This is a genomic window from Paraburkholderia sp. WS6 (assembly GCF_030464835.1).
GTDB classification, from domain to species: domain Bacteria; phylum Pseudomonadota; class Gammaproteobacteria; order Burkholderiales; family Burkholderiaceae; genus Paraburkholderia; species Paraburkholderia madseniana.
The window spans coordinates 1-1,269 of the sequence record NZ_JALQCK010000119.1; the positions used below are offsets into that span (position 1 = coordinate 1).

The following is a 1,269-nucleotide window of genomic DNA, read 5'->3' on the forward strand; positions in this document are numbered from 1 at the left end:
GTGTATAGACCGGGGACATAGCTGACAGGTGTGCGGGGACATGGTTGACACTTCCGGGTATTAAAACGCCCGGTCCCGACCATGCCCTGGAACGCAAGAGACACCATGAGCCTCCGACAGGAATTTGTTCATCTGGCCAGTCAGAACACGCTGACGATGACCGAGCTGTGCCAGCGCTTTAATATCAGCCGGCAGACCGGCTACAAATGGCTTAATCGCGGCGAGAACGCGCTGTCAGATCAATCCCGGCGCCCTGCCAGCAGTCCCTCAAAGACCCCCGCTGCCATGGAGCAGGAAGTGGTGCGGCTGCGCCAGGCCCATCCGCGCTGGGGCGGGCGCAAGATCCGCCGGCGCCTGCAGGATCTGGGCTTTGAGGCGGTGCCACAGGCCAGCACCGTGACCGACATCCTGCACCGGCACAACCTGATCCTGCCGGCCGATTCAGCGATGAGCCAACCCTGGAAGCGCTTTGAGCACGAGCAGCCCAACGTACTCTGGCAGATGGACTTCAAGGGACACTTTGAGACCCTCGAGAAGGAGCGCTGCAGCCCCCTGACGGTACTCGACGACCACTCGCGCTTCAGCATCCTGCTGCGCGCCTGTGGACCCACCGACACCGCTACCGTGCAGACGGGATTGCGGGAGGCGTTTGGGCACTACGGCTTGCCATTGCGCATCAACACCGATAACGGCTCGCCGTGGGGGGCGCCCGGCAGTCCGGGTCAGCTCACCGAGCTGGCCGTCTGGCTGATCCGGCTGGGTATCCGCATCAGTTACAGCCGGCCTTATCACCCGCAGACCAACGGCAAGGACGAACGGTTTCACCGTACGCTGAAGGCTGAAGTACTGAACGGACGAAGCTTCGCCACCCAGCAGCACGTGCAACAGGAACTGGACCGCTGGCGCACCGTATATAACTGCGAGCGCCCGCATGAGGCGATCGGCATGGACACACCGATCAGCCGTTACCGGCCGAGCCCGCGGGCGTATCCATCGATCCTGCCGGAGCCGGAGTACGGCCCGGATGACGTGGTACTGCGGGTCAAAGCGAATGGTCAGCTACGCTTTGAAGGACAGCACCTTAGGGTCTCGAAAGCACTTTATGGGCTACCGGTTGCGGCACGCGCAAAGCCGGGCGAAGACGGCGTATTTGAATTCTGGTTTGCCCATCATCGCATCCTCACCCTTGACCTGAGGAGCGAAAATCACTGACCATAAAGTGTCAATGATGTCCCCGCACGTCTGTCAACCATGTCCCCGGTCTATACA

Annotated in this window: 1 protein-coding gene; it reads left to right on the forward strand. The window is 61.5% G+C overall.

Features of this window, described 5'->3' with window-relative positions; translation table 11 throughout:
- The first annotated feature begins 81 nt into the window (after nt 1–81).
- Complete coding sequence (locus M0D64_RS44785; protein ID WP_266262311.1) at nt 82–1,212, forward strand: IS481 family transposase; 1,131 nt, start codon at nt 82–84, stop codon at nt 1,210–1,212.
- Nucleotides 1,213–1,269 lie beyond the last annotated feature (57 nt).